Origin of the sequence: Fodinibius salinus (assembly GCF_008124865.1) — a bacterium.
In the GTDB taxonomy this organism is placed as follows: domain Bacteria; phylum Bacteroidota; class Rhodothermia; order Balneolales; family Balneolaceae; genus Fodinibius; species Fodinibius salinus.
In genome coordinates, this window is the sequence record NZ_VNHY01000002.1 from 112072 (window position 1) to 137527 (window position 25456).

Consider the following 25456-nt stretch of genomic DNA (forward strand, 5'->3'; position numbering starts at 1 on the left):
TATTTTCAAAGGCGATCCTTTCGAGGATCGCCTTTTTTTATTATTTCATTTTATATGCATAATCATATCAAATCGTAACAAAACTTCTTAATAACAGTACAACTGCCTGTTCGTTTTTAGTTCAAAAGGAATTTCCTATGTCTAAAAAATGCAGCGTTTACCTGTTTCTGCTCTTTTTGCTTTTGGCAGGTGGAGTTACACAGGCACAAACAACAATAACAGGTACTATTACCGATGCTAAAACCGGTAAAACACTCCCTTCCGCTAATATTTTAATTAAGAATACTTACCATGGTACCATTACCAATACCAGCGGTAATTTTTCGTTGACCATCCCTGATTCTTTACTGCCAGCCACTCTACTTGTCCGCTACATTGGCTATCAATCAACCATCCGAACGATCAACACCAAATCTGCATCCGAACAAAACTTTGCGCTACAACCTTCCGTCACAGAGATGCAAGAAATCGTAGTTACAGACGAAGATCCGGGAGTACGCATCATGCGTGAAGTCATCAGCCGAAAACAACAATGGCACAAGAAGCTCAATACTTATCGGGCCGATGCATATACCCGACAACGATTAGCTAATGACACGAGTATTGTATCCATAACGGAATCCGTCTCGGAGATTTTTTGGGATAAACAACAAGGTCACCGCGAAGTACTCAAATCAAAACGACAAACAGCGAATATTAAGGCCGGTGAAAATTTTGCCGGCGTCAGTTACCTTCCCAATTTTTATGATGACAATGTGGAAATTGCAGACTTTGAGCTTGTGGGTGTCACTCATCCGAAAGCGCTTGACTACTATAATTTTAAGTTGGTAGGCCAAACCTCGCTGGATAATAAAACCGTCTTTAAAATTAAGGTTACTCCTACTCGCAAATTACAACCCTTGTTCAAGGGCACTGTTTTTGTACTCAAGGATAAATACGCCCTGCTTGAAGTTAAGCTAACTCCCAACGATGTTGTCAACTTTCCCGCTCCCGTCAAATCCTTTAACCTGGACTATAAACAGCAGTTTAATAACTTTGGTAAATCTTTTTGGCTGCCGGTAGATGTCCGTATCAACGGCAAAATTAAGATTTCAATGATCGGTCTCGACTTTCCAAAAATCAATTTTAACCAGATTTCACGTCTTACTAATTACCACGTTAACACGTCACTGCCCGACTCTCTTTATCGGCAAGATGACCTGTTTAGCGTGGACAGTACTACCATCCGTTCCGACTCTCTACTTAACGATCAGATTAATACCGTACCACTTTCAGAGGATGAACAGCAAGCCTATACTACTATCGATAGCTCCGCCACACTGGAAAAGGCATTTAAACCCAGTGGATTTTTATCCGGATTTGTGGATAACAGTGAAGGAAATTCGACTGCTGGCTTTTTCTCATTTTTGAACAGCGTTCCCGGCAAGATAACTCCTGATCTCCGATATAATCGCGTAGATCAGGCTTATATAGGATTAAAGTACAAGATTAACCTTTTTGAACAACTGGAACTTCATACCAACGGGGGCTATAGCACGGGCTATGAAGCCTGGAGTTACGGCGGTGGTGCAGAGTGGAGGTGGCTAAATACTGATATTCTGCAATCTTCTCTGGGATGGAATTACCATGCTGAAACAGCCCTCCAGTCGCCCTCATATATTTACAACCCCTATATTTTGATACTTCCTAACCTGCTAGGCAGCCGCGGCTATTCTGACTACTATCGCTCAGAAGGCTGGCGCAGCTTTCTCGAATTTGGACTTCCTGATAAAGAGTGGGCTATATCTTTCGGCTTTAACGATCAAACAGAAACATCATTAAATACGACAACTGCCTATGATTTTTTAAATAGGGATAATTTTCAAACAAATCGCCCGATTGATGAAGGGCAACTGCATTCTATAGATATTACAGCAGGTTATAATTTAGATAAGAGATATAACTTTGGCATAACCGGCCAAAAATATCTTAAATTTAAGTTTGAGCATTCTTCGCCCACCCTGGGCAGCGACTTTGACTTTAATCAATATACGACTCGGCTTTCATGGTCATTCCCTACCTTTTATCAGCGCCGATTCTTGCCAAATACGCTGGATGTCAATGTCCGAGCCGGTACGTACAGCGGAGACCTTCCACCACAGAAGTTAGGCGTTGTTGATGTATCCCTTGGTGGCTCCAGTCCATTTGGTACGCTAAAAACGGCTCACAGGCGTCCATTTCGGGGTAGCCAATATCTGTCCGTTAACCTGGAACACAATTTCAGGACGGTACCATTTGAAGCCATTGGACTACACCCACTGGTTGAGCGAAATATCAGTATTATCTTATTTGGGGGAGCAGCCAAAACCTGGCCTCAACAACCATCACAAACTTCACCATCTCTACTGAAAACAACCGACGGAGTCCACTGGGAAATAGGAGCATCCTTGAATGGTATATTGGGACTATTTCGCATCGACTTTGCTACCCAAATTAAGCAACCTTCACTGTCGGTAACCGTTAGTACAGCCCGTTTATTTTAGCACGCCTATTTTATCAAATTACAATTCAAAAATATACTTTTATTTATTACCTTTAGAATCATTATAAATAAGGGTAATTATACTTTCCATGTTTTCCAGCATATCATCTTTTCGTCAAATCAGTATAATATTAAGTCTTTTCTTATGTGCTTCGGTATTGATTTACTGCAGCAAATCAAGCAGTGAAAAACCAGATTCGCAATCAAAGAAAACGTCTCAAAAAGCTAAAAAAGATACACCTGAACTTGCTGATGCGATGGGACAACTGCAATATTATACCCATAAATATGCGCTGGCACTTGATGCTAAAAATCACGAATTAGCTTCCTTTTATTTCCATGAGGTACGCGCAGCAGCAGACGGTATCAAGAAAAACATCCCGGGCTATGAGGGATATGATATTGCGCGATTTATGAAATTATTTTTAGACCCCACGATCCAACCCGTAGAAGATGCCCTAGCCAACAAAAACTGGGAAGCAGCACGTAAGCGAACTATTGATATGGTCAATGCCTGCAATTCTTGTCACAATGCTACCAGTCATGGCTTTGTACAGATAACACCTGGCTTCGATAATAATCCATACAACCAGGATTTCTCTGCTCCGGAATAACCTGCAAAAACTTATTTTTTAAGCGGACTTCTTCCTTTGCTGAGAATTCCAATAGCAACCGAAAACAAGGCGGAACCAATAATTGACCAAATGATGGGAAAGGTTTCGCCGCTAATTTCAACAGGAAGGATAAAAGTAAGCCCCATTTTGGCAGCAAGCCATTTGCCTATCAGCGCGCCAATAAAACCAACAACAATTGAAATCACGCATCCACCGAGAGAATATCCAGCAATGCTTTGACCAATCCCTCCACAAATGGCAGCAATTAAAAGAAGAAGTAACAGACCTGTAAATGTCATAATGATGAATATTTAATTGGGTTTAGCTTTCAAGTACTACTGCTGGCTCTAAAGGCTTAATAACAACGGCGTCGTTGGGCTCAAAAATGATGCGATTATCAGTATGTACCAAATATTTTTGGCCATGCAATTGTACATGGTAGGTGATATCGTGTCCCTTAAATTCCCGCTCCACTACAGTACCCACCTTTTGCAAGTCTTCATTTTCTACCTCTTCGAGCGTTAAATGTTCCGGCCGGATGGAACATAGCACCCGTCCCGTAGCATCTTCATTATTTAGATTTACAGGGCCCAAATTTGTTGAAACTTCTTGACTGCCATTGGCATCAGTGTAAAATAAATTGGTACGTCCCAAAAAGTTAGCTACAAATTTTGTCTTTGGCTTATAATATACTTCCTCGGGTGTGCCAATCTGTTCAATTTTACCATCGTTCATCACCGCAATGCGATCCGCAAATGAAAGTGCTTCCTCCTGATCATGCGTAACCAGCAGCGCACTCATTCCCGCCTTTTTGAGAATATCACGTACCTCTTTGCGCATCGTATCACGAAGCATGGCATCAAGGTTCGAAAACGGCTCATCAAGAAGCACCAGCTTGGGCTTGGGAGCAATAGCGCGCGCCAATGCTACTCTCTGCTGCTGCCCACCCGAAAGCTCACTGGGATTGCGATCTTTATAATCACCCATCCCAGTCCGGCACAATACTTCTTCAGCATAAACGTGTCGTTTATGCTCGGGGATATGGTTTAGTCCAAAGGCCACATTTTCGAGCACAGATAAATGGGGAAACAGCGCATAATCCTGAAATACAAATCCAATACCCCGATCTTGCGGCGCAACATGTTCACCGGGTGTTTCTAATACCTCACCTTCTACCTCAACTTTTCCATGATCTGCTCGCTCAAAGCCAGAAATTAATCGCAAGGAAGTTGTCTTTCCGCATCCACTGGGACCAAGAAGCGCAAAAATCTCATCTTCATAAACCTCAAAACTAATTTCATCCACGACGGGACCATGGTCATCAAACGATTTTGTTAAATTAGATACAGAAAGTAATTTATTCATTATTCATTCCCCTTCATTTTTAAACAAAAACCCCACAAAGAGCGACGAAAACAACAAGATTGCCAAGGCGAAAGGAGCTGCTTCGGCAAACATGGCTTCTCCGGTGTATGACCATACATTCAAGGCCAATGTATCAAAACCAATGGGTGCTAATAAGAACGTAATAGAAAGTTCTTTCATTGCAGATAAAAAAACCAATGCTGCCGATGCAATAATTCCACCGCGCAATAACGGTAATGTTACTTTAAAAAAGGATTTTATTGAGGAGTATCCCAAGGACTGTGCTACTTCTTCATATTTTGGAGATGCCTGATACAAGGCACTGCGCACCGGCCCAATGCCTTCGGCCAAAAAATGAAGAGAGTAAGCAATAACAAGTAAAACCAACGATTGATATAACACAGTTGACACCTGTAGCGAAAAGAACACAAAGGCCAACGCAAATGCCAATGGTGGGGTGGCATATCCCAGGTATGCTACACGCTCAATAGGACCACTTAATTTTGTTTTGTATCGAACACCGATATATGCCAACGGAAGCGCAAACAGGGTTGTAAGACCAGCAGCAGGAGCCGATGCTTTCACTGAATTTAAAAAGGCCTGCCAAAGATCTCCTGCCACACTAGAAAAAGCTGTTTGGTTAAGCCAATGCGCAATAGATGAAACGGGCAATACAATAGCTACCAGAAAAAGAACGACTACAAAAGCATAGGCCGGGAACTTCCATGGGCCAAGTTTTAAAAACGTTTTGGCTTTTGCCACTCCTCTTCCCAATCGGTAATAGATTGCCTTTTTGAGCAATTTATACTCCAATACCAGGGCACCGGTTGTTAAAGCCAGCAGCATCAGAGCCAGCCATGCGGCATAAATACGATCAAAAGCAGCAATATACTGCAGATAAAGCGCATAGCTAAAAGTCTCAAACCTCATAAGCGAAACGGTCCCAAAGTCGCCAATTACATGTAGGCTAATAAGTAGTGATCCAGCCAAAAATGCAGGCTTAAGCTGGGGCAGAATTACGCGAAAGAAGGTAGATTTCGCATCATGTCCCAGCGAACGGGATACTTCTTCAACCGACTGATCCATCCCCAAAAGAGCAGTACGCAAATTGAGATACAAATACGGAAATGTGCATAGGCTAAGTACAATTAACGATCCGGCAAAACCACTTATACGCGGGAAGTTCCATCCTATCCAAGCATCAAAAAGACCGTTTATTCCACCTAATCCCAAGAGTGCATAGGCCATTACATAACCAGGAATAGCGAGGGGAAGCACACCCAGAATTGTAATTAATTTCCGAAATTTTATATCACATCGTACAGAAAGATATGCCAGCGGTAAAGCAATAAAGACATCCATCACCAACACACCGCCAGTAAGTAATAATGTATTGCCGAGCAGACGGAGATTGCGCATCCGAAAAACTACATCGTTTAATATCTGAGGGGAAGCATCGAATGCGCGAATGAGCAGATATACCAACGGTAGCAAAACCCCCAGCGATATAATCAAAGCAAAGAGTAACAGATACCAAGGGGGAGATTTTTTATGTATCAGTCTGCTAAAAATAGTTCTTATATAGTGCTAGGAGGAGAATAGATTAGAATAAATCTAAATAAAAAGTTGCGATTTAGCAACTGTTTGGTACAAGTTATCCGTATTAGAGACAGTAATATATACTTTTTGTTTTATCCATTTTTGCACCGTAACTTTTTTTCGTAAAATTAGCTTTCGGGCAATCAATATAAAGTCACATTCATTAAACTTATTTTCCATGAAGAAGTTACTCGTTTTCCTAATAACCTCATCGATTGCTTTGGGGATGATGAATGCCTGCGGACCCAGTGAAGAAGAAATACAACGTCGCAAACAGGCTCGGCAAGATTCTCTCGAGCGTGTCCGCCAGCAGCGATTAGCACAAATGAAACAAGACAGCATTGAACAGGCTCGGCAAGACAGTATTGAGGCTGCCAAAAAACGAAAGCGTGAACGTAACCGCATTACATTTGACAGTGATGGTGCCTTTGCTGTTCAAGTAGAGTCTTGGCGATCAAAGGACAAGGCCAAAAAACAAGTCCAAAAATGGGTTGAGCGGGGATATGAAAATGCCTATACCGTAAAGTTTGGGAATGAAGAAACCGGTGATGTATGGTTTCGCGTGCGATTAGGGCACCTGCCCAGCAAAAAGATGGCTAAAAAACTTCAAGATAAAATTCAGCGTAAGTACAGTGAACCATCGTGGATTTCATTGACAACGGATGGCACCAGCAAAAACACCACAGATTAAGAAAAAGAAGATTCAATGAGTGAATCCCATCAATGACAATTCGCTCATTTTATGATTATCATCAAAGCACCAAGGCTCTCTCTTGGTGCTTTTTTATATCGCTTCACCTTTCGCACTCAGTTTTATAAGATGAATGATTCTTTTGATCAAATTCCTGACCGGCCGGCAGACCTTGAAAAATACATCGCAGAAAAAGAAGCAGCAGCTAACGTAAAACCAGGTACGGCTGCTAACATTCATTGGCACAATTCCAATGCACCCTCACAAACTGACACTGCTATTGTATATTTACATGGCTTCCGCGCCTCTCACCCTGAGGGCGACCCTGTTCACAGACAGGTAGCAAAAGCCTGCGGATGTAATTTATTTCTCAGCAGGATGCAAGAACATGGTATCCAAAGCAGTTATCCTCTACTTAACCTTACAGAACAAAAACTCATTACGTCTGCACGCTTTGCCTTTGAAATAGGAAAGAAAATTGGTAAAAAGGTCGTACTCATGGGTACCTCAACGGGCGGCTCGCTTGCTTTATATCTAGCAGCACAGAAAAAGCTCAAAGAGCAAATTTCTGCTCTTGTATTATACTCACCACTAATACAGTTTTATGGCATCACCAACCAATTATTGACGCACGCTCCCATTCGTAAGCTAATGAGCATAATACCCGGCAGGCGATATCTGCTTAAAACCACTAACGCTACCAAAGCTGAAAAAAGGATCTGGAATAACAAATATGCGCTGGGCGGTGCACTGGCGCTGGGGACTTTTATTCAGAACAATATGACAAAATCTCTCTTCTCATCTATTAACTGTCCTACGTTTGTTGGATACTACTATAAAAATAAAAAGCAGCAAGACAAGGTTATTTCGGTTCCAGCACTCAAAAAAATGAGCCAACAATTACAAACAGACAATGTGCACATCAGGAACTTTCCCGATGCTCAAAATCATGTTATTTGCAGTTCGCTGGTTTCTAAATCAGCAAATCGTGTATCATCAAAAACCATCCAGTTTCTGAAAAACCTTGACTGCCATAACACTAGTACAACTGAAACTTCATAAATCAATTAAACATTAAATCACCAAATGTTTAACAAAAAAACTTGATTCGAATATCAGAATTCACGTATATTACAAAGCGCTCAAGTAGCGTCTCTCTTGATGAATAGTCAGGGCCTCACAACTGATACTTGTGAGGCCTTATTTTTTTTGAACCCTTCTGTTTTTCTTTTCGTACCATCAAACTTATAATGCCTTTCCGCACAGAATTAGGCCTGATAATTATTTATACTGCCAGTGCTAAAATTTATATGTTTATAAAACTGTTTTTGCCGGATAAGTTTTTAACAACAAATACGCCATAATGGAAAATTTTAAAATCAATCACAGAGAAGTTCATTCTATTATTGTGCTCGAGCTTAGTGGTGAGCTCGATGCACATACCGCTTCACAACTCGAAGATTCATTAAAAAGGCTAATCGAAAATGACCAATATCAGATTGTCGTAAACTGTGAAGAGCTCGACTATATAGCCAGTGCTGGTCTCGGTGTTTTTATGGCTTATATCGAAAATGTACGGAATATGGGAGGTGACATTAAGCTCACTAATATGAATCCCCAAGTATATAATGTCTTTGATCTGCTGGGCTTCCCTACGCTTTATGACATCTTGGATAAAGAAACCAAGGCTATTCAAAAATTTAATAATGACGAAGAAGAATAAGCATAACTACCTTGTCAAAACCCATTGCCACATATAATAAGTCGGTTGACGCTTCAACCAAACATTTATCAGAGGTGCGTGACTTTGCGGGTGAACATGCCTCTGCTATTGGGTTCAATGAGCAGGAAATAGCTAATATACGCCTTGCCGTTGATGAAGCCTATACCAATATTATTAAGCATGCTTACCACAGCGACAATCACAAAACAGTTGATATCGAAATAGGATACGATGACTGCGAATTTTGGATTTCTTTGATTGATACCGGTAATGCATTTGATCCCAGCAATTATTCAAAACCTGATGTACGCCAAAAAATTAGACAAAAGAAGAGAGGTGGTGTTGGCGTTTATCTCATTAAAAAGCTAATGGATAATGTAGAATATCACACCGACGGTTCAGTGAACACAATTCGGATGATAAAAAAAAGGTAACGATTGTGAGCAGTAATTCTACGCAAGAAAATGCCAACTCCCGTTTTGAGCTACAAACACTGCTTGAGACTTCGCGAATGCTAGTTGAGTCTCAGGATATGGATTTCGTCCTTAACAACCTGCTACTCATTACCATGGGTAAACTGATGGTTAGCAGAGGCATGATCCTGATCTATCAGCCGGGTAGTGACAATTACAAAGTTTCCAAATCCAAAGGTGCCGATTGCATGCCGGAAGGAGCATCATATTCTTTTGAAAATGCAGAAGCTCTCAAAGAACAGTCTGTAATACATTGCGAACACGAGGAGTTTGACCTTCGCAACCTTATCGGCAGTGGTAACTGTACCCTTTTTAACTTACGTACCAGTAATAATCATATCGGCTTTCTGTGTCTGGGAGCAAAAGGCGACAATAACAGGCTACAAGAAGAAGAGGTAGAGTTTATTGAAAGCTTGGCTATCATTTCGTCGGTAGCCATTGCCAATTCGCGCATGTTTACTGAACTGCGGCGTACCAATCGTATGCTCGACCGAAAGGTGTATGATCTTAACACCCTATTCGATCTCAGCAAAGACTTTAACATTATGGTGGACCGGCAGGAGATTGTCCGTACCTTTAAATTCGCCCTGCTCGGCCAAATGCTCATCCGCAAATTCTTTTTTATTCTCGACCATGAGGGTTCTCGTGAGATGGTGGCCAGTAGCGGCATTGCCGGACAGCTAACAACCGCGCAAATCAATCAATTATTTGACTATGAGAAAAACCTGATTGAAGTAGATAATACACTGGCCAGTGAAATACCATTTCTTGATGAAAATGATATTACAGCGCTGATCGGGCTCCATTTACAAGATGAAAAAGTCGCGGTAGTGGGTGTTGGCGCAAGAGCTAATGGCGAACCTTACACTACATCAGACTATAATTTTTTACGTTCGCTAGGCAACCTCGCCGTCCTTTCTATCGAAAAAACATATTTACTGGAAGAACGCATTGAAAAAGAACGGCTGGAAGAAGAACTCAATATTGCCAAAAGTATTCAGCAGGGGCTGCTTCCAGATCCTATTCCCCAGTACGATCAGCTAGATATTGCGGCTCGGAACCTTTCATCCTACCAAGTGGGAGGTGATTACTTTGATATCCTGGAAACACCCGGCGGACGCTTGCTCTTTGCCATTGGTGATGTTACAGGAAAGGGTATCCCGGCCGCTCTACTGATGGCCAACCTGCAGGCTATGTTGCATGTATTGCTACCGGTAGACCTTTCACTCAGCGAAGCATCGGGGCAGATTAATGACATTATTTTTAAAAACACACCCCCTGATAAGTTTATCACTTTCTTCTGGGGACTTTATGATCCTAAAAGCTCGGAGTTCCAGTTCGTAAATGCTGGTCATACTGCTCCTATTTGGTTAAAAAATGACGGTGACAAGGTTGAAAGACTTGACGAAGGCGGGCTCATTCTGGGCGCTATGCCTACAAGCAATACCTATTCCGAGCAAACAATAACGGTATCAAATGGCGACATCCTAGTTTTTTATACTGACGGGGTTACAGAAGCATTAAATCCCGCTCAGACTGAAGAATTTGGAGAGCAACGATTAATCAATTGCATCAAAAACAATCAGGAAAAAACAGCTGCTGATATTCAGCAATCAATTATTAACAAAGTACTGACCTTCTCTGATGATATTCAGCATGATGATATTACACTTATCATCATCAAGGTACATTAAACAATCCCATCACACCCAAACCAGTATCGCCTTCGCTCTGCTCATTCATAGCCAAAATCGTCTCATAAGTTTTATAACGATTTTTAATCTCTTTCACATACCGTACTGTCTCAATGCCCCTACAAAATCCATAGCGTGCATCTTTGTAGTATTTCCGCTGCATAAGTTTAAGCAAAGCATCAGAAGCATTCTTCCAATCATTGGGATCTTTGTTCTGATCAATAGCTAAGCGGCGGGCATCTGCAAGGTGCCCCTGCCCCGCGTTATAAGCAGCAAGAGCAAATGACCACTGATCAGTACTATCCATATAAGAATAATGAGCTAAATGTTCTTTGATGATACGTACTCCTTCACGAATATTTGTTTCTACATCATAAAGCATCTCCTCATCAGAAACTTTCGAATACCGGGGCAATACCTGCATCAGTCCCACAGCACCGGCCCAACTTTTGGAATTAGGATTAAACTTTGTTTCCTGCGCTGCAACTGAAGCTACCAACAGCCAATCAATTCCCGCGGAATCGGCAACGCGCTTAATCAATTGATCGTACGGCGAAATAACTCCAGCCGTTGAAATCTTTGACTCGGGATTGTAATACTGCGCAATTTGAGGACCGGATTCAAAATACCGTTTGCGCAACACATTTAGAAATGTTGACCGTTTAGGATCTTCACCTGTATTACCAAATCGAAAATGGTCGTAAAGATACTTGTTGAGTTCGGTCTTTAAATCGGAAGCATTCTTACGAACAGCCCAGGCGATAGTATCATTTTCAGCTATAACAGGTCCCCGAACCAAGCCTTTCATATACTTATCTGATGCCTGGAAAATATTGTTGTCAGCAACGGTTGCCGGATATTTATTGTCAGAAACTTCATAAAGTAGAGACTCTGTATCTTTTTTATTGGATACCAAATGAATAGGAATACTATGTCCCTGACTACGTAGTTCTTTTAGGCGGTGATAATACGAACTATTCCGACGAACGGTGATCGGAATTTTACGCTCAGCAACTTCCTCAATAGTCTGTGGTGGGTTAGCAATTTCACCAGAAAAAACCATCTGCTGATTCACCAAATTGTATGGACGGGTAAACTCTACATATTGTTTTCGCTCGGGCGTACGCGTATAGTTTGCGGCAATAATATCGCCCTTCCCACTATTAAGCATATCATATGGATTTTCATCGGGTCCGATTATAATAACCTCAAGTGCCAGATCGTGGTTATCGGCAAAACGGTGGACCAACTCATATTCAAATCCCCATTCAACACCTTGGTGCAAAAAGTACGTATTTGAACTATACCGCGTGATCATACGCAGCACGCCATCCCCTTTAATTTCGGCGTAATCACGCTCAACAGGCTCGGTAACGGTTACTCTAAGCCCGTCGGGATTATCTTGTGGGTCAGGTTCGCCATTGAAAGAACAGCTCCCCAGTGATAAGCTTAATGCAACGCTTGCAACCAGGCAAAACCTGAGTGATGTTGCTTTGTATTTTTGCATAATGCAAAATTAAGTTATCGCCAATGTACCTGCTTATAAACTAATAACGTCTCTAACTGTCACTTTATACTGCAAAATAATGAAAAATCGGCAATATTTCGTTTAATAATTTCTAATGTAAGGATATTGAGCTGCTATTCTCGTGATTTTTTTCCGGACTTTTCTGTCGATCGCTTCCATGTTAGGGCTACGCCAAACAAAATGATGACCATTGCTAATATTGAAACAATAGGCGGCATTTCAGAAAAAATTATAAAGGCCAACACTGATGCCAAAAGCGGTTCTACAAGGATGAGGGTAGAAAGCAAAGTTGGTGAAATATATTTAACGGCATAATTCATAGATCCGTGTCCCAATATCTGAGGACCAAATGCGAGGCCTGCTCCCGCCCAAATACCAACTGTTGATATATTTGTTAAATCTTTACCCAACACTACGGCAATCAATATACAAGTAACAGCCGCATAAAAATAAACTGGAAAGACATAGTCGATCCATGCTCTCTTTTGACGAATCTGCTGGCCTATAAGCAAGTAAATCACAAAAATAAGGGCGGCCGAAAAAGCTAAAAAGTTGCCAAAAAGAGGGTCTGCAAACGACTGTTCAATTTGACTGTCAGAAATTCCCAGTAATACTGAACCGGCAAAGGCTAGTACAACACCAATCCATGTTGCAGTAGCAAAACTCTTTTTAAACCAAAACCGCTCCACTAAAATCATGATAATAGGATGGATGGTAACCAGTACCGAGGCCGATGCAACAGAGGTATAATAGATCGAAGCAATCCAGCATGTAAAATGGAGGCCCAAACAGGCACCAGACAATGCCATCCACATTCGTTCCTTTGATTTTCCTGCCCGTTGATCGTTGTTACGCGTCCAGAGCCAAAAAGGAAGCAACATTAGGGCAGCAAAAACAGTGCGATATACAACCAAGACAAACGGAGAAGTCTCTGGTACAAAACGTACCAGAATAGGAGCAAAGCCGAATGAGGCAAGGCCCGCTGCCAGAGCTGCTAAAACCTGGATCTTCGGATAATCAGAAGACATGAAAGAAGTCTAAAAAAATTAGCGGATACGATCCATCGATTTTACCAACTCGATATCATCATTAATTTTTTTACGGGCGTAGAGCTGGCAGAGAAAAGCCAAAAACAACAAGCACAAGCCTATGGTCTCATCCCAAAGATAAGTACCAAATCCGCCGAGAGAGATATAAATACCTACAGCGAAACCAAAGCTAACAACTTGTGGAATTAAAAGACGACTAACCCAACGGAGATGGCTTTCTCGATTTTTATAAAGGAAAATAGCTCCCAGAGAACCCAATGATGCTATGGTCAGCATGATGGCAAAGGTAATGCCAATCCATCCCCGGGGGTCATCCATAGCATGGCGGTAAAGAGCATTAAAAAACACACTGCCATTTAGCAGAAAAGCAATGAATAAGAATAAAGTTTGGATGCGTTGAATCACGAAAGTAAGAGCTTATTGTTGTTAGTGATAAAAACTTAAAGATAGTAATTTTCAGCTATTTACTCATCCGCAAACATTATTATTATATGACTCTTCCCAATAAAGAAGAAACCATGAATATTGAATAGATAAAGATCTGGTTAAAAGGGTATCCCTTTTCAAATGCTGAAGGTTATGCATCTATCGTATTTGGGATCGCTCACCCTCAAAACAAGGCATTGAAATCACCAAGGGGAGGGGTAGAAGACGCAACTGCTACCCCTAAACTTATTATCCCGTGAATTTCTCTTTAAACTTACGCTTGGTCTGCACGCCAATGTAGTACATCGACGGTACCAAGAATAGCGTGAGCAGAGTGGCAAAGCCAAGACCAAAGATGATGGTCCAAGCCAAGGCACCCCAGAAAGCTGCACTATCGCCACCGAAATATATATTGGGATCCAAACTGGCAAACAGCCCGTAAAAATCGATGTTTAATCCTATTGCCAACGGAAATAGCCCAAGTATCGTGGACGCAGCTGTCAGGATTACTGGATTCAATCGGACCCTGCCACCTTCGATGACAGCCTCCCGCAGATCTTTGCCCTCATTGCGTAAGATATCGGTATAATCGACCAGAATAATTCCGTTCTTGACCACAATTCCGGCCACGGCAATGATCCCCATTCCCGTTAGCACCACGGAAATATTCATCCCAAAGGTTGCAAAGCCGATAAAAACGCCAATCAGACTGAAGACAACCTGCGACATGATGATTACGGGCTTGCCGATGGAGTTAAACTGGGCAACAAGCGTTAAGAAAATGAGTAATACCGCAGCCACCAGCGCTACACTCAGGAAGTTCATGGTTTCCGCCTGATCCTCCTGCTGACCGGTAAGAGCCACCGAATAACCTTCGGGAACTTCAAAGTCTTGCAGGGCCGTACGGATTTGAGTATTAATTTCATTGGCGTTATACCCTTCCAACACGTTAGATGAAAGCGTGACTACCCGCTGCAGGTCAATACGATTAATCGATCCATAGCTTTTGGTGTACTTTGCATCTGCAACCGCCGAGATCGGAATCATGCCACCGGCGGTAGGCACCTGCATACTCATTAGCCTAGTAATATTGGAACGATCTTCCTTCTGTGCTCGAAGCGTAATATCGTATTCATCTTCTCCTTCGCGGAATGTAGAAACCGGTATGCCCAAAAGGGCCGTTCGTATCTGACTACCCAGCTGTGCGTTGTTGATGTTGTAGCTGTTAGCTTTCACCTCATCAATATTCACGAGAATCTCGGGATTATTGACCTGAAGGTCGGATTTCAGCTCTTCAATACCCGCGATATTCTGCGAGGTGATATATTGCTGTAATTTGTTCGAAAGGCTTACAAGCCGATCGAAATCCTCTCCGGCAATTTCAATATTTACCGGTTTTCCGGTGGGCGGACCCGACTGTTCCTGCTCGACTACAATTTCGGCACTGGGGATACCCCGCAAATTTTTGCGGATATCATTCAATATTTTCTGTGTCGAAACGCCCTGCCGATACTGATAATCAACAAAAGAAATGCTGACCTTACTCTTGTTGGCACTTTGTGTTTTATCCATATCAGAACGCGAAGCAGCCCCAACTGCCACATTGGAAATTACTGACTTTACAATGGGATTATCCCTGCCAATAACTTCATAAACGCGGTCTTCAATCTCCTTGGTTACCTCGTTGGTCGTTTCTAGGTCGGTACCCACTGGCATCTGGTTATAGATATACACAAAGTTGGGCTGGCTCTCGGAGAAGAATACCACTTTGGGCGAAACAATACCCAATAATACCACACTCATTACCAGTCCCGCAATAGCGCCTCCCAGCGTATACCACGGACGATTACCTTCCAGAATCCAAGATATTGCTGCCTTGTAGTTTTCTTGTATACGCGGAAGTACCGATTCATTAAACTTAGCGATCAGCGGTTTAAGCACAAATCGCTCCACCAAATACAATCCATAGAGGAATAGCAACAGATTGCCAACAAACCAGTTCCCAAACAGGTAAAAGATACCAGCAAGGGCAGCAAAAATGCCGCCGCTAATCCAAAGGCCTTTATTATCACCATTGTGTTCGTCCTTGCCGCCGTTTCCATCTTCCTTTTCCATAAATGAAGCAGCAAAGACCGGATTTATTACAAGGGCAACAACCAGCGAGGCTATCAGCGTTAAAATCATGGTAATCGGCAGATACACCATGAACTTCCCAATAATACCACCCCAGAATAACAGCGGTACGAAAGGAGCAATAGTCGTGATCGTGCCGGTAATTACCGGCAGGGCAATTTCTCCGGCCGCTCGCTTGGCCGCCTCTATTTTACTGTAGTCTCTCTCATTAATATACCTGTAGATGTTTTCAACAATCACAATAGCGTTATCGACCACAATACCCAGCCCCAGAATAAGGGCAAAGAGTACCACAATATTGATACTAAAGCCAAGAGACGGCATCACTGCAAAAGCAATCAGGGAGGAAAATGGAATAGCCAGACCAACATATATAGCATTCTCGACGCCCATGATAAACATGAGCACCACCACAACGAACAGGAACCCCATAATCACCGTGTTAAACAGGTTGGAAACACTCTGCCGGGTATCATCAGATCGGTCACCGGTATACGTAATATCAAGACCTTCGGGCAGAGTGGTCTGCTGCATATCCTGTATGGCCGCCCGCGTACGATCGGTTGCTTCAATAAGGTTAGCCCCCCCCTGCTTTTTCACGTTCACGGTGATTACCGGTTTCCCACCAAGGCGAGCATAACTTTCCCGGTCGGCAAAGCCCCCCTTGATTTCTGCAATATCCTTGAGATACACATCGCTGCCCCGCGCATTTTTCAAAATCAGGTTCTTGAGGTGCTTTGCACTATCTACTTTCCCATCAACGCGTACGGCGTGCTCCATGCGTCCCAAATCAAGGCCACCGCCGGAAATGGTCACGTTTTTCTGCGCAACGGCTTGTCTGATTTGCGGAAAGGTGATACCCGTGGCCTGCATTTTGGCCATATCGGTATTGATCTGAATTTCGCGCTCGAGTCCACCAACAATCTGCGCTTCGTTGATTCCCGGGAGGCTTTCTACCTTATCCTGGATGTCTTTGGCATACTGCTTAAGATCAACAATATCGAAATTACCAGAGAGGTTGACGTTCAAAATTGGCTGGTCGGAGGGATTGATATCATCCACCGACGGCTCTTGGGTAAGCTGCTGCGGGAGCTCAGTGCGTGCCTTATCAACCGCATCGTTGACCTCCTGCTGAGCCACCAGCTTATCTTTACTGGTCTCGAACTCAATAGTAATGACCGAGGTGGCCTGCTTCGAGACACTGCTTATTTCATCAACGGCGTCAATACCTTTCAGCTCCTGCTCAATGGGACGCGTAATAAGATTCTCAACATCCGCTGGGGACGCACCGGCATAAATTGTAACAATATTAAAGGTCGGGATCTGCACTTCGGGAAACTGTTCCTTAGGCAGTGTCAGGTACGAAAAAACTCCCATAAGCGTAATCAGAACCGTCATCAAATAGACGGTGGTCCGATTATCTATTGAAAGACTCGAAATTTTAAATTCTTTGAAGCTCATTATAGAATTCGTCTTTTGAAATTAATTTTCTTGGATGGTAATGGGTGTTTGATCGCTCAGGGCATTGTACCCCACCGTTATCAGCCGATCTCCCGGGCGTAACCCCTTTTCAATGAGCGCCTGATCGTTATAGGTCAGCCCCAACTTAATTGGCTGCTTGCTGGCTACCCAGTTGGGATTGTCCTGCTTTGCTACATACACAAAAGCGTTACCTTCAGGTTGTTGAATAGCATTAAGCGGTATGGTTACTTCATTGGAGCGCGTAACGTCATTCACCCGAAGCTTCGCCAGCATATTGGGGCGTACCATTCCATCTATATTGGGAATGTAAACTTCAATGGTAAACATGCGATTCGACGGATCAATCACCTGGCTCACTACATCAATGGTCTTAGTAAGCTGACGATCCAGACTGGGCAGTTGCACTCTTACGCTGTCGGTACGGTCAACACGCGTAATGTAAGCTTCTGAAATTTCGGCCGTCACCTTCAAGGCTTCAGAATTAGCAATTTGAAACGCCGGTTCAGCTGGTCCAATATTAACGCCTTCTTTGATATACACCCGGTTTACCGTGCCGCCAATTGTGGCCGTAATGGTATAATTATCATATTGCTCCTGCAATGTAGCCAACTTATTTTCAAGCGACCGTACTTGTGTCTCCGCTTCCAAAAGCTGGATTTCAGACCCAATGTCGTCTTCGCGGAGATTTTTCTGCCGTTCATATCGCGTTTTAGCCAGCTTAAGCTGTGACTCTACTTCTGCGATCTGTGTTCGGGTAACCTCCCCATCAAGCTTGGCCAATACTGCACCTTTTCTAACCACATCTCCAGCCTGAACATTAATTTCCTCAACCGTTGCTGCAGCCTTTGGGGTTATCGAAATCGTCTTGTCAGATTCAACAGTTCCCTGAATATTCAAATAATGATTAAATGTAGAGGGCGTCACCTCTTCTACATTGACTGCTACCAAATCACCATTTTCCTTATTTTCTGTTGCCGGTCCGTTACTGCAGGCCGACGCAAACATCAGTGTACTTAATGCAATTACTAAAATTTTTTTCATTGTTCGTGTGTTCATTTATTCGAGTTCAATCTTATTTTTAATAGATTCAATATCTTCTTCAACAAAAGGGACTTGGCCAACTGCCTGATCGTATTGGGCTTTTGCAGCCAGATAATTAAATACCATCTGCGCATAACCAACTTCTGCCTCACGCAGTTGAAGCTCTGCATCCTTAACTTCCTGTTGCGAACCCAACCCGGCCTGGTAACGTTTTAAAGCCCGATCATATCCTTCTTGTGCCAAATCTAAAGCCCGCTTACGCGCCGACTCTACTTGGAAGGCTTCCTTAATACTCTCTTCAGCTGAAGTGATCTCACTTTCAGCATTTCGCTGAGATTGATACTCTTGCAGCTGTAAATCTTTCTTTTGGATTTGAGCCTGCTGGATAGCAGCATTCCTGCGAAATCCCTGGAAAATTGGCAGTTGTACTCCCACCATAAATGTCTGTGACCGAGCTCGCTGTTGGTCAGTACCAAAGAATACTGGGGTACCAGCCTGAGAGGCCGACCACTGTAAATTATAGTTCGCAACAATACTGGGTAGATATTTACTTTTTTCGGCTTTTATTCGTTTCTGCTGAAGTTGCTGTCGAATATCAAGCACCCGCAAATCTCCGCGCATCTCAAACGCTCTTTGCAACATTGTAGAATCAGATTCCAGGGAAAGCGGCGTTGCCTGATCTACTTTTTTAAGTGCTTTGTTTTCTTCTTCGGATGCATCTGGAGCCTGAATATTAAAACTGTTAAGGTCCCCCTTCACTTCTAAACTCAGGTTAACAGGCAAGCCCATAGTATCTAATAAATTCCGTACGGCTTCTTTTTTAGAAAATTTAGCACTGGTTAGTTGGGGCTTAATATTTTCAAGCTGAACTTCGAGCTGCATTACTGCATATTCATCAACCAATCCCTGCTCAAAACTCTTGCGGGTATCTTTAATATTTTTGCGTACTCGATCTAATCGACTTTGCTGCAAACGCACCTGCTCATTCGCAATAAGCACCTGGTAATAAGCCATCCGCGTTTGGGTAACAATACCCTGTGCGGTAGCTCGCAAGCCTTCGGATTGTGCTGCCTTATATAAGCTGGAAGTGCTTATCCCTACAAAAGCCTGCCCATTAAAAATAGTTTGAGAGATGGTAAATCCACCCTGCCAATTATTATCAGTACCAAAGGCCACAGGCACTAGCTTATCCGGATCACCATTGGGATTAAAAACAACTTCGGGAATAAAATTCACCGGTATTTCCAGATTACGAGTATAATTAGCGGAAGAGGTAACCTCAGGCAAGACATTACTCCAGGCTGTTCGTACCTGCTGGTCTGCATCACGCACCGAAAGGAGTGATCGTTTTACCTCAGTATTATTGGCCAAAGCAATTTGTATAGCCTGATCAATCGAAATTGCTCCCGGTGCTTCCTCAATTTTTTGAATACCCGATTGAGATACATCCTGTTGCGCCATAACCGTTGTGGAAAGCGACAATAACAGGACGAATGTTAATCCAATTTTTAGAATATTCGCTGGATACATAAAGAATTCTATTACAAAGTGTAGTTATTTACAATTAAATATGTGCGTCGTAAGGTATGGTATCTATATACTATTATTACCCATTAAATGAATGACAGTCATTTTAACCATCTTTTGAGTTATGTAATTCCTTTTCAGAAGCCATCCCCTTTACTAATAAGTTAAGAAAGTTCTCAAATATAGTACTCATCCCCACCTCAATTTCCTCTAAAAGCTCAGCATGAAGCCCTCTTCCGCTGGCATGTGCCATTGCAGTTAATCCTCTTGTGCTGGCAAAAATAATAGTTGCCAATTCCTTGGGCTCATAGCTGTCATCTACCGATCCGTCTTGCATGCCAATCTGCAGAGCTCGAACCATAAAGTTCAAATCTTCGCGCTTGTTTTGATTACACTGCTTTGCATAAGTACTGTCTTCTAGGGCATCAAGATCACTTAACGACTCGTAATACATAAAAGCCGTAAAATAGTTAGGATACTCCCGTACAAAATCCAAATAAGTCTCTCCCATTTCGCGGATAAGTTCCAGCCCTTTCTGATCATGAGCCTCCGAAAAAATCTTAGTAAACCTACTATTCAACATATCTGACCCGCGCTGGGTAATAGCAATGTATAGTTCGGTCTTATTTTCGAAATAAAGGTATAATGTACCCTTACTGAGCTCGGCCTCTTCAGCAATCTCATCCATTGTAGCCTTCTCGAGACCTTTCGAAAAAATAACCTGTTCGGCAGCATCAATAATCTGATTACACCGACGCTTCTTTTCTCGTTTTTTTCGCTCTTCTTTACCCATAAATTTTCAATTGAAATGACTATCAGTCAGAAAGTGACCAAAGTTAAGACTATTGAATATGTTATGCAAATAATCGAACTGTGAAAATTACGTTACTGGCCTACCTTACTGGCAGTCAATCAGACAGTATGGAAAAGTAGGCCTTCTTAACTGCAACCATTCCAATAGCAGGCATCCGTAAATTTCTTAAAGAAAGGTATCACAAAATTCGTCTTTTTTTACTCACACTTGCCTGGGAATCGTGTACTCAGCTTCTATCCTGCAAACTCCGTTGCCCCCATAATACATCTACACAATTGGCTATAACCAGCATGTATTAATTCAAGAGACATAAAAAGCCTCAATGAATAGGTAAAACGCAAACTACCAATAAAAATTAAAATCGATAGGCTACAAATGCTTTGAAACTAAAGCGTTTTCTGGTAAAATTTGGATATTCAGAAGAATCATAGCCCGCATTGCCTCCTATAAACAACCTTTCAGACAAAGGGTACTGCCCGTCTATGCCAAGCGACCAAGAATCCAGCGTTTGTATATCTTGGGGAAACTGAATGTCAGTAGTGGTAGAGGCAGATCCAAACCCACCATTGAGACTTAAATAACTATTAGCCGATCCAAAGTATCTGCGAACAATCAAACTCAATGATTTTGAACTTCTGGCTTGTGATGGTACCAAATAAGTGCGCAATGTAAATAAATAGCTTCCCGAATATTTAGTTAGCGAAGCAGTATAGATATCTGTTTGTGAAGTGTTGAAATCGAGATAACGCATCCCGATCTCCAGCTCGAATGACGACGGCAGAGATTTATATAAAGAGATCCCAAATCGATATTCAGGATAAATTGAGGATTTTGAATATCCCCCGCTTATATAAGCATATAATCCTTCTGTAATCGAAGGATAAGCATCCAGATTAAATTGCGTACCATCAGAACCAAATCGCTGAGCATACTGAATGCGCCCAATAATGGAGCCATACGGTGTCTGACGAGTTAACCCAAACTCCGAAAATTTCCAAGGATCAAAAATATCGGTGAAATAGTCATACCGGTATGATACATTAACTTTGTATTTCATCTGTTTTAGCTGCACCTCTTGCAATCCCTCACGTGCTTCTCTATTAGCAGAAGAGGATCGTAAAATCTTTTTATATACCTCTTCGGACTCCTCATATTTTTCCAATTTGTAAAATATAGAAGCTTTCTGAAGCAGAAGTTCGTTATCTTCGGGATAGTAGTTGATCGCGCGATTCACAATTTGCATTGCCTTTCGCTGATTACCAGACCAGTTTTCGACATCTATTATCGCTAGTAACGCCTCTCGGTTATCGGGATCATTCTCTAACACATATGTCAATTCTTCTCTTGCCTTTTGATACTTTCCTTCCCAGCTAAACAGGCGACCAACAAAAATTCGTATACCATGATAGTTTGGACTTCGGTCTAATGCACTATAAGCATATCCACGGGCCTTTTTATAATCCCCCTCATCAAAAGCTGCTATACGAGCCTTTTCATAAAGTTGATCTACTGATAATTGCTTTTGTGCAACCGATGTGGCATGGGTAATGAGTAAAAAAGCTCCCAAAATTGTAAGAACTCGTTTCATATTATCAATATTAAGAATATTAACCACTTATAAAATAACTTTAATTATTTATAGAGACCGATATTTTCGAATTCTTTTAGGCTGCTATCGGCGGGAGAAATCTGTTTTTTAAAACGATTATATACCTCTTTCGCTTCGGAATACCTTTTCAATCCTGCTAAAACCTTAATTTTACGTTTCAGAAATTGTTTACGCTGGGGATGATATTTAAGTCCTTGGTTTACTACTTCTAAAGCATCCTCATAGTTACCTGCCCAATATTCATTATCAAAATATGCACTGTAAGTATCATAATAAGTTGAGTCTGATTTCAGAACCTCCTTAAAGTGCTTACGAGCTTCGCTATAGTTTTCTTCCCACGCATGCGTTCGGCCAATAAGAATGCGCACGTCGTGATATCCTGGATGGTTCATTAATATACGCTTTGCAATTGCACGAGCCTTCCCATAATTACCAGTAAATGCCATTTGACGTGCCTCCTGATACTGCTGATCTATTGACAGTCCTTGTTTATCTAACTGTGCAAATAGGGTATCGTACTCTTCTAAAAAAGTATATTCGGGACCAACAGCTTTAGAGTCACCCGGGTACAACCTATTACTCTCTATAACAAATTGATTGATGGATTTAAAACGGCTTAACTTTTCCTCTAACCTTGCTTTCACCTTTTTATTCTCCTTGTGAGTTAATGTTAGACCTTCGCCCAATTTGTATAATTGGTCGTCATATAAATAGTATTCCCCGTCAAGGTAATCAGAAATACGGTTCTTATTCCTCATCAACGGTACCGACTGTCGGCTTCTAAATTTTCTGCTAGTATCCATTATACCACCTATCCAATGCACTGATTGCGGCATCTCCAACTTGGTTTGACTTCTTAACAATGCTGTAAAGGTTGGTACTATTTCTGCATGGGTATTTACAGATTTAAAATGGCCTGTTCTTTTCAGCTTAGGCGAATAAATCATAATGGGTACATGATATCTCGAAATAACTGATGGTTGTGGTATTGGAACAAGCCAGTGATCACCTGTGATTATAAATATTGTATTCTCAAACTGATCTCGCTGACGATATGACTCCATAAATTGTTTAATCGACTGATCAGCAAATAGAAGTGTCGTAAGTTCAGCACGATATTGCCTATAGCCCTTTTTTCTTTCTTTAGAAACGTCCAGCTTATTAAGCCTGTCTCTAAATTGCGCTTCATATTTACCAGCATTCGGCACTGTAAATGGAGAGTGACTTTGTAACGTATGGTATATTTCAAGGCGCGGAAAAGCTTTGGCAGTATCCAAAAGCGTAGAAGATAAACTAAACATTGTTTTGTCATCTACGCCCCAGTAATTGGAACTTTTAGTTGATTCAGGGAATAATTTCTCCAATTTCTGCTTATTAAGCACATAATCTATTCCCTGATAATCCAAAAAGAAATCAAGTTTATCGAAATAAGTATCATAACCACTGTAGAATGCCGTATAATAACCGCGCTGGTCGAGTAAACTAATGAGTGATTGATGATTTGGATAACTGGGTCCTAATTCCATGAATCCATGTTTGCCGAAAGGCAGTGAGCCCAACACTGAAGGTACCAGTCCAAAGGTGCGGCCAGACAGGCTAAGGCCATTTTCCCAATATAAACTCTCTTTGGAAAGCGAATCCAAGTAAGGAGTAAAACCGGCCCATTGGCCATTAGGACCCATAAATTCTCCACCCATACTCTCGACAAATAAAAAAACTATGTTAGGGGGCGTATTAAACTTGTTGAAAAAAGGGCCCAGTACATCCTTTTGCTCAGCTTCTCGCAACAAAGGATATTCATTCTTTTCAAAAGCAGTTACTTTATCTCCAAACAGCCCTATCGCTGAAAAGCTACGTGTTGCAAAGTAAGAAAGTTTGTTCTCCTGTTTTTCTTTTTGAATGACATTTACATCCCTATCTGCTTCAAAAGCCACACTAACTATATAGATCACTAATATAGCAACAACTCCAGCCCCAACACCTTTGGCCTTAACTTTTGCAAAAACCTCTAAAGATTGGATCGTGCGCACAAGCCAATAAAGCATTAAATAACTCATTACAAGAAATAACACACTCCAAACTGTAATATAGTTTGTAGCCAGTACAGTATTGAAGATCTCAGTAATTGAATAACCCCAAAAGTCAGCCCCCAATGGCCTTAAGGTGATCGTAAAATATGATATCAAAAAAATATAAATCATTGTCACAATCACTGTCAGATGAGCCGTAATATTTTGAACAGCCTCTTGCCGGTAGATTAATTGCAAAGGTATTGCCAACAATAAAAACAAGACCGTTAACACAACACAGATCTGTAAATCATGGACGAGTGCCATAAGCACATAATCTAGTCCTATCGTATTAAAACCATGATAGACAGACATACCAACCCACTCATAGCACCTGGCAAAAAGGAAAGCTATGAAAAACATACTAAATTGCGCTAGGTAAAACTTTTTTTTGGGGACGAGCTTGGTATCCATGAGCAATTGTAGATTTATATATTTCCTGCTTTAAAATAAAATAGCTCTTCTCTTCCAAAAAATATATCCCTCCCTATCTTCGAATAACATTGTATTTAATTATTTAAGTAGAAAAAATATTTTAATGTAAATAAATTTGTTACTTTATTGTATAGACATAATAAAATAAGCTGCCAATATATAATAATATCTAATCTCAAATACAGGCAGTATGAATACACTGGACCCTCTTTATCCTTCTATTGGAATCTACTATAGTCCCGAAAATAGTTCCGGTGCTTCTGCAAACTCACCATCCCCCTCTAACGAAATTTTGATCGTTGATGATGACGAGTTGACCAGACAGTTATTTAACAGGCTTTTAGATCGAGAATTTGATAAAAAAATAGTACTCTTTAGTAATGGTCTTAAAGCATTAGAGTATGCGAAAGAAAATATACCTTGCTTGATGATTCTGGATTTAATGCTCCCCGGGATGAGTGGCTATGAAGTGCTCCAAAACGTCCGGAAAAACGCTATCTTTCAAAATACAAAGGTCGTACTGGTATCTGCCAAATCAAGATCTGAGGATATTAAGCGTGGTTTTGATCTTTCGGCAGATGAATATATTACCAAACCCTTGCAACCGAAAGAATTCATAGCCCGCATCCGAAAGCTGATAACAAAAGCGGCCTAGCTGCTTAT

20 protein-coding genes are annotated in these 25456 nt (G+C 41.7%); 8 read left to right on the plus strand and 12 right to left on the minus strand.

The window, feature by feature from the left end; all coding sequences use genetic code 11:
• Window positions 1–137: 137 nt before the first annotated feature.
• A complete protein-coding gene (locus LX73_RS05345) occupies window positions 138–2522 on the plus strand; it encodes a DUF5686 and carboxypeptidase-like regulatory domain-containing protein (protein ID WP_148898460.1) in 2385 nt (794 codons plus the stop codon).
• Between the two features lie 88 nt (window positions 2523–2610).
• Complete coding sequence (locus tag LX73_RS05350) at window positions 2611–3135, plus strand: hypothetical protein (protein ID WP_148898461.1); 525 nt, start codon at window positions 2611–2613, stop codon at window positions 3133–3135.
• An 11-nt stretch (window positions 3136–3146) separates the two neighbouring features.
• Here LX73_RS05350 and LX73_RS05355 read toward each other — a convergent pair whose 3' ends face one another.
• The 3 genes from LX73_RS05355 to LX73_RS05365 are packed head-to-tail and all read right to left on the minus strand — an operon-like array spanning window position 3147 to window position 5919.
• Window positions 3147–3434 carry a hypothetical protein gene (locus LX73_RS05355; RefSeq protein WP_148898462.1) on the minus strand — a complete coding sequence of 96 codons (288 nt, stop codon included), beginning with the start codon at window positions 3432–3434 and terminating at the stop codon, window positions 3147–3149.
• A gap of 22 nt (window positions 3435–3456) precedes the next feature.
• Complete coding sequence (locus tag LX73_RS05360) at window positions 3457–4500, minus strand: ABC transporter ATP-binding protein (protein WP_211359371.1); 1044 nt, start codon at window positions 4498–4500, stop codon at window positions 3457–3459.
• Window positions 4501–4503: 3 nt separating this feature from the next.
• Window positions 4504–5919: an ABC transporter permease gene (locus LX73_RS05365; RefSeq protein ID WP_211359372.1), complete on the minus strand. Its 1416-nt coding sequence runs from the start codon at window positions 5917–5919 to the stop codon at window positions 4504–4506.
• Between the two features lie 358 nt (window positions 5920–6277).
• On the opposite strand from LX73_RS05365, the gene LX73_RS05370 reads away from it, so the two are divergent.
• The 5 genes from LX73_RS05370 (at window position 6278) to LX73_RS05390 (ending at window position 10680) form a co-directional block, all read left to right on the plus strand.
• Window positions 6278–6790 (plus strand): SPOR domain-containing protein, encoded by a 513-nt coding sequence (locus LX73_RS05370; RefSeq protein WP_148898464.1) that lies wholly within the window; start codon window positions 6278–6280, stop codon window positions 6788–6790.
• Window positions 6791–6841: 51 nt separating this feature from the next.
• Complete coding sequence (locus tag LX73_RS05375; protein WP_148898465.1) at window positions 6842–7852, plus strand: alpha/beta hydrolase; 1011 nt, start codon at window positions 6842–6844, stop codon at window positions 7850–7852.
• A 301-nt stretch (window positions 7853–8153) separates the two neighbouring features.
• Window positions 8154–8513, plus strand: a complete 360-nt coding sequence (locus tag LX73_RS05380) for an STAS domain-containing protein (RefSeq protein ID WP_148898466.1) — start codon at window positions 8154–8156, stop codon at window positions 8511–8513.
• An 11-nt stretch (window positions 8514–8524) separates the two neighbouring features.
• Window positions 8525–8947, plus strand: coding sequence for an ATP-binding protein (locus tag LX73_RS05385; protein WP_148898467.1), 423 nt, complete (start codon window positions 8525–8527; stop codon window positions 8945–8947).
• A gap of 5 nt (window positions 8948–8952) precedes the next feature.
• Window positions 8953–10680 carry a SpoIIE family protein phosphatase gene (locus LX73_RS05390; protein ID WP_246138169.1) on the plus strand — a complete coding sequence of 576 codons (1728 nt, stop codon included), beginning with the start codon at window positions 8953–8955 and terminating at the stop codon, window positions 10678–10680.
• Here LX73_RS05390 and LX73_RS05395 read toward each other — a convergent pair.
• The 9 genes from LX73_RS05395 to LX73_RS05435 form a co-directional block, all read right to left on the minus strand.
• Complete coding sequence (locus LX73_RS05395) at window positions 10667–12187, minus strand: MltF family protein (protein WP_148898469.1); 1521 nt, start codon at window positions 12185–12187, stop codon at window positions 10667–10669. The genes LX73_RS05390 and LX73_RS05395 overlap by 14 nt on opposite strands.
• Window positions 12188–12321: 134 nt before the next feature.
• Window positions 12322–13236, minus strand: coding sequence for a DMT family transporter (locus LX73_RS05400; RefSeq protein WP_246138170.1), 915 nt, complete (start codon window positions 13234–13236; stop codon window positions 12322–12324).
• 18 nt (window positions 13237–13254) lie between these two features.
• Complete coding sequence (locus LX73_RS05405; protein ID WP_148898470.1) at window positions 13255–13662, minus strand: DUF4293 family protein; 408 nt, start codon at window positions 13660–13662, stop codon at window positions 13255–13257.
• Between the two features lie 270 nt (window positions 13663–13932).
• A complete protein-coding gene (locus tag LX73_RS05410; RefSeq protein ID WP_148898471.1) occupies window positions 13933–17277 on the minus strand; it encodes an efflux RND transporter permease subunit in 3345 nt (1114 codons plus the stop codon).
• Window positions 17278–17298: 21 nt separating this feature from the next.
• Window positions 17299–18339, minus strand: coding sequence for an efflux RND transporter periplasmic adaptor subunit (locus tag LX73_RS05415; RefSeq protein WP_170245593.1), 1041 nt, complete (start codon window positions 18337–18339; stop codon window positions 17299–17301).
• Window positions 18340–18354: 15 nt separating this feature from the next.
• Complete coding sequence (locus LX73_RS05420) at window positions 18355–19869, minus strand: TolC family protein (RefSeq protein WP_148898473.1); 1515 nt, start codon at window positions 19867–19869, stop codon at window positions 18355–18357.
• A gap of 103 nt (window positions 19870–19972) precedes the next feature.
• A complete protein-coding gene (locus LX73_RS05425; RefSeq protein ID WP_148898474.1) occupies window positions 19973–20659 on the minus strand; it encodes a TetR/AcrR family transcriptional regulator in 687 nt (228 codons plus the stop codon).
• A 376-nt stretch (window positions 20660–21035) separates the two neighbouring features.
• Window positions 21036–22268 (minus strand): YaiO family outer membrane beta-barrel protein, encoded by a 1233-nt coding sequence (locus tag LX73_RS05430; RefSeq protein WP_148898475.1) that lies wholly within the window; start codon window positions 22266–22268, stop codon window positions 21036–21038.
• A gap of 44 nt (window positions 22269–22312) precedes the next feature.
• Window positions 22313–24772 carry a sulfatase-like hydrolase/transferase gene (locus tag LX73_RS05435; RefSeq protein ID WP_148898476.1) on the minus strand — a complete coding sequence of 820 codons (2460 nt, stop codon included), beginning with the start codon at window positions 24770–24772 and terminating at the stop codon, window positions 22313–22315.
• A 211-nt stretch (window positions 24773–24983) separates the two neighbouring features.
• Between LX73_RS05435 and LX73_RS05440 the strand changes: the two genes are divergently transcribed.
• Complete coding sequence (locus tag LX73_RS05440) at window positions 24984–25448, plus strand: response regulator transcription factor (protein ID WP_148898477.1); 465 nt, start codon at window positions 24984–24986, stop codon at window positions 25446–25448.
• The last annotated feature ends 8 nt before the right edge of the window (window positions 25449–25456 follow it).